Below are 4,229 nucleotides of genomic sequence, written 5' to 3' on the forward strand. Positions count from 1 at the left end.
CCCTTGTGCAACTCGCCGCCGTGTCCGCGCAATTGAAGGACGGCGAAGGTGCCATCGCGCTCTATCGCCGGATTCCCGCCGCTTCGCCGCTGAAGGAGCTTTCGGACCTGCAACTCGGCCTCAATCTTGCCGATCTCGACCGTCACGAAGAAGCGATCACCCATCTGAAAGCCTTGGTCGACGCCCATCCCAATGACATGCGCGCCTATCTGGCGCTCGGCGGCGTCTATTCCTCGAAGGACGATTTCCGTTCGGCCGCCACTCTCTACGATAAGGCCGTCGAGGTGCTGAAGGCGCCGACCGCGGCCAACTGGAACATCTTCTACCAGCGCGGCATCGCTTATGAGCGTCTGAAGGAATGGCCCAAGGCCGAGCCGAACTTCCGCAAGGCGCTGGAACTGTTCCCCGACCAGCCGCAGGTGCTGAACTATCTCGGCTATTCCTGGGTCGACATGAACATGAACCTCAAGGAAGGCCTGGCGATGATTCAAAAGGCCGTCGACCTCAGGCCGAGCGACGGTTACATCGTCGATTCGCTGGGTTGGGCCTATTTCCGCCTCGGCAGGTTCGATGACGCGGTGCGCGAAATGGAACGCGCCGTGTCGCTGAAGCCGGAAGATCCGGTTCTCAACGATCACCTCGGCGACGCCTACTGGCGCGTCGGCCGCAAGCTGGAAGCCACCTTCCAGTGGAACCAGGCTCGCGACCTGAAGCCGGACCCCGATGTGCTGGCCAAATTGCAGCAGAAGCTGATGAAGGGCCTGCCGCCGATCGAGTCCAACACGGCGCAGGAAACCCCGAAGGTCAAGCCAGAGCCGGTGCCCGCCCCGAAAGGGTGAAGTTCGCCATTTGAATTCAATGCAAACGGGGCTCTTTTCGGAGTCCCGTTTTCGTTTGAACCGGATTCGGCTGGCTGCCTCAGAAGAGCTTGCGATAGACGACGAAGCCGGAGTGTTCGGCGACCTTGTCGTAAAGCTTCATCGCCGTGTGATTGGTCTCATGCGTCAGCCAGTATACCCGGCCTGAGCCGGCCGCCTGCGCGCGCTCGTAAACGCGCTCGATCAGCGCCCGTCCGATGCCTTTGCCACGCGAGGCCTGCGTGGTGAAAAGGTCCTGCAGATAGCAATTCGGCGCGATCGCCGTGGTGCTGCGATGGAAGAGATAGTGCACGAGGCCGAGAAGCTGTCCCTCGCCTTCGGCCACCAGCGCGTGGACCGGCTCATAGGCATCGAAGAAACGAGACCATGTCATCTGGGTGATCTCACCCGGCAGGGCCGTTTCACCCGAGCGGCCATAAAATGCATTGTAGCCGTCCCACAGCGGCAGCCATTGCTCGAAATCCTGTCGCGTGACAGGGCGGATGACGATCGGGCTGGGCATGGCTGAAACCTGTTGTCGTTGCTGCACAGGCGAACAGAGCGCAGGCCCCAGAGATGGGCAATGGGCCAGCCCCTGCAAAGCTTTCAACATTGTCCATAATGTCGGGGTGACCGCATCGGCGTGCTTTGCTTGACGCTTTGCTGTTGGGTCTCTAGGACGTGCCGGCAAGCTAGCCTGTGCTGTCGAGGCCATCCGTGACAATTGAAATCCCCGCCCATATGCATCCCAGCCGCTCGTTCCAGGGGCTGATCCTGACCTTGCACAACTATTGGGCGGCCTATGGCTGCGTCATCCTGCAACCCTACGACATGGAAGTCGGCGCCGGCACCTTTCATCCGGCAACGACGCTGCGCGCGCTCGGCCCAAAACGCTGGAACGCTGCCTATGTCCAGCCCTCGCGCCGCCCCAAGGACGGGCGTTATGGCGAGAACCCGAACCGGCTGCAGCATTATTACCAGTACCAGGTGATCCTGAAGCCGAACCCGCCCAATTTGCAGGAACTCTATCTCGGCTCGCTGGCGGCGATCGGCGTCGATCCGCTGCTGCACGACATCCGCTTCGTCGAGGATGATTGGGAAAGCCCGACGCTGGGCGCCTGGGGTCTCGGCTGGGAATGCTGGTGCGACGGCATGGAAGTCTCGCAGTTCACCTACTTCCAGCAGGTCTGCGGCATCGAATGCGCGCCGGTGGCCGGCGAACTCACCTACGGGCTGGAGCGGCTGGCCATGTATGTGCAGGGCGTCGACAATGTCTACGACCTCAATTTCAACGGCCGCGAAGGCGCCGACAAGGTCACCTATGGCGATGTCTTCCTGCAGGCCGAGCAGGAATATTCGCGCCACAACTTCGAACACGCCAACACGGCGATGCTTCTGCGCCACTTCGAGGACGCCGAGGCCGAGTGCAAGGCGCTGCTCGACGCCGGCGCGCCGGCATCGAACGACAATCTGCCGATGCACCGCATGGTTTTCCCGGCCTACGACCAGTGCATCAAGGCCAGCCATGTCTTCAACCTGCTCGACGCACGCGGCGTGATTTCGGTCACCGAGCGGCAGAGCTACATCCTGCGGGTGCGCAATCTGGCCAAGGCCTGCGGCGAAGCGTTTTTGAAGACGCAGGCGGGTGGCTTGGCGGCCTGAGCTTCAGGCCCGCTTCATCATCTCGAGGGAAACGTTGATCGGCGGTACGGCCTGACCGCCGGCACCGTCGATCGTGCGCAATGCCTGTCGAACGCCCGGCATCGAGAAGGCACCGTGAGCCTGCGCCGTGAAGCAGGCGCCGAGCGCGAGGATCTGCAGAAGTCTGGATGCCGTTTTCATGGTCGTTGAGCCAATAGTTTCCTGCCTGAGCGTGGGTCGCTTCAGCGCTGCGTTCGGTTCATGGAAATCTTTGATCCAAGGACGGGTGGCGCGGTCTTGTCCCGACAGGGCGGCCAAAATTTCTGGAAACGGGCGCAAATCGGCGATCCCCGCGCGGAAAGGGTGACAGCGGCCAGCCGAGTTGCTATGCCCCCGCCCGGACCATTTTGCCGCGTGAGCCCCATCCATGCCTGACCTGCTTCTAGAACTCCGCTCGGAAGAGATTCCTGCCCGCATGCAGCGCAAGGCGGCGGGTGATCTCAGGAAGATGCTGACCGACGGCCTGGTCGAGGCGGGGCTGACCTATGAAGCGGCGCGCGAGTACTGGACGCCACGCCGGCTGACGCTCGATATCAGGGGCCTCACCGCGCGCTCGAAAGATATAAGCGAAGAGATCAAGGGGCCTTCGACATCGGCGCCTGAACAGGCGGTCCAGGGGTTCCTGCGCAAGGCCGGACTTTCCTCGATCGCCGAGGCCCATGTCCATTCCGATCCGAAGAAGGGCGATTTTTATGTCGCCCACATTTCGAGGCCGGGCAGGGCGGCGGAAGAGATCATCGCCGAACTGGTGCCGGGCATCATCCGCAATTTCCCGTGGACGAAATCGATGCGCTGGGGACCGGCCTCGGCCAAGCCAGGCTCGCTGCGCTGGGTGCGCCCGCTGCAATCGATCCTGTGCACCTTCGGCCCGGAGACAGAGGAGCCTGTCGTGGTCGATTTCGAGATCGACGGCATCCGCTCCGGCAACACCACCTACGGCCACCGCTTCCATGCGCCTGACGCCATCACGGTGCGCCGCTTCGACGACTATGTTTCCAAGCTGGAAGCGGCCAAGGTCGTGCTCGATGCTGATCGGCGCAAGGAGATCATCCTTGCCGACGCCCGCAATCTAGCCTTCGCCAACGGGCTTGATCTGGTCGAGGACGAAGGGCTGCTGGAGGAGGTGTCCGGGCTGGTCGAATGGCCTGTCGTGCTGATGGGCGAGTTCGAGGAGGCATTCCTGGCCATTCCAGCCGAAGTGATCCGACTGACCATCCGCGCCAACCAGAAGTGCTTTGTGACGCGGCCGCAGGGTGTCGACGACGCGCTTTCCAGCCGCTTCATCCTCACAGCCAATATCGAAGCGAAGGATGGCGGCAAGGAGATCGCCCACGGCAACGGCAAGGTGGTGCGCGCCCGCCTGTCCGACGCGCTTTATTTCTGGACGACCGACCAGGGCGATTTGCCTGACCTGGCTGAGCTCGAGGCATCGGCGGAAAAATTCGGGCTTGATCTCAAGAAGCCGCTCGACCAGCGCATGGCCCGGCTCGACCATCTCGGCGTGACTTTCCACGCCAAGCTCGGCACGCAGGGCGAACGGGTGGAGCGGATCAAGCGATTGGCGGAAGAACTGGCGCCGATCGTGGCGCAGTCAATCTCCCCCCTTGAGGAGGAGATGGCCGGCAGGCCAGAGGGGGTCGCCGCGCGTGAAGCGCCGGCGTCCTCTGACCG

General features: G+C 62.6%; 5 protein-coding genes. 3 read left to right on the forward strand and 2 right to left on the reverse strand.

Annotated elements, in window-relative coordinates:
* Positions 1-839 (forward strand): tetratricopeptide repeat protein (locus EN893_RS21135; protein WP_128361752.1); only part of this gene is annotated, 839 nt, incomplete at its 5' end.
* A 79-nt stretch (positions 840-918) separates the two neighbouring features.
* Here EN893_RS21135 and EN893_RS21140 read toward each other — a convergent pair.
* Complete coding sequence (locus EN893_RS21140) at positions 919-1,380, reverse strand: GNAT family N-acetyltransferase (protein ID WP_127270006.1); 462 nt, start codon at positions 1,378-1,380, stop codon at positions 919-921.
* Between the two features lie 218 nt (positions 1,381-1,598).
* On the opposite strand from EN893_RS21140, the gene EN893_RS21145 reads away from it, so the two are divergent.
* Complete coding sequence (locus tag EN893_RS21145; protein WP_174800366.1) at positions 1,599-2,519, forward strand: glycine--tRNA ligase subunit alpha; 921 nt, start codon at positions 1,599-1,601, stop codon at positions 2,517-2,519.
* A gap of 3 nt (positions 2,520-2,522) precedes the next feature.
* On the opposite strand, the gene EN893_RS21150 is transcribed toward EN893_RS21145, so the two are convergent.
* Positions 2,523-2,837: a hypothetical protein gene (locus EN893_RS21150; RefSeq protein ID WP_127270002.1), complete on the reverse strand. Its 315-nt coding sequence runs from the start codon at positions 2,835-2,837 to the stop codon at positions 2,523-2,525.
* Positions 2,838-2,925: 88 nt separating this feature from the next.
* On the opposite strand from EN893_RS21150, the gene glyS reads away from it, so the two are divergent.
* Positions 2,926-4,229: glycine--tRNA ligase subunit beta (glyS, locus tag EN893_RS21155; RefSeq protein ID WP_245490874.1), on the forward strand; the 1,304-nt coding region annotated here is incomplete at its 3' end.

This window comes from Mesorhizobium sp. M7A.F.Ca.CA.004.04.2.1, from assembly GCF_004022825.1.
Lineage (GTDB): Bacteria > Pseudomonadota > Alphaproteobacteria > Rhizobiales > Rhizobiaceae > Mesorhizobium.

Excerpts from the sequence above, each read along its gene's own strand:
- EN893_RS21145 (WP_174800366.1), top strand. The coding sequence starts at position 1,599 with ATGCATCCCAGCCGCTCGTTCCAGGGGCTGATCCTGACCTTGCACAAC.
- EN893_RS21140 (WP_127270006.1), bottom strand. The coding sequence starts at position 1,380 with ATGCCCAGCCCGATCGTCATCCGCCCTGTCACGCGACAGGATTTCGAG.